This window comes from Thermococcus alcaliphilus (assembly GCF_024054535.1).
GTDB classification, from domain to species: Archaea; Methanobacteriota_B; Thermococci; order Thermococcales; family Thermococcaceae; genus Thermococcus_A; species Thermococcus_A alcaliphilus.
This window is the reverse complement of record NZ_JAMXLV010000001.1, coordinates 1-350: the sequence shown is the minus strand read 5'-3', so window position 1 is coordinate 350 and position 350 is coordinate 1. Positions and strand designations below refer to the sequence as shown.

The 350-nt window shown below is 45.4% G+C and carries 1 pseudogene; it reads right to left on the bottom strand.

Annotation, left to right across the window (positions count from 1 at the left end):
• A pseudogene (locus NF859_RS00005) lies at window positions 1-350 on the bottom strand (ABC transporter substrate-binding protein); the annotation flags it as partial.

The window sequence follows — 350 nt, the reverse complement described above, 5'->3', positions numbered from 1 at the left end:
AGCTCGTCAACAAGTTCTTTTACTGTTATTAATTCTTCCTCTGGAACTTCCCATCCAACTGCTGATGGAAGCCATCCGTACCAGCTGGCATACCACCATGCTGTATAATCATCTGGCCACTTGACGTTTACTGTTGAAACCCAACCAGCAGTGTACATGTTCCACTGGTAGTTCTTTGGATCACCGGCATAAACAGTTCTTGAAGCCTTTCTTCTATCCCAGAGAAGCCTCTCAACCTTGAAGCCCCAGAATCTCTCGATCAAGTCGGCAACATAAAGACCAAGATCCTTTCTGTGGTCTTCAATTCTGATGATGAATTTGAGTGTGACGGGCTCACCGTTGAAGTACCA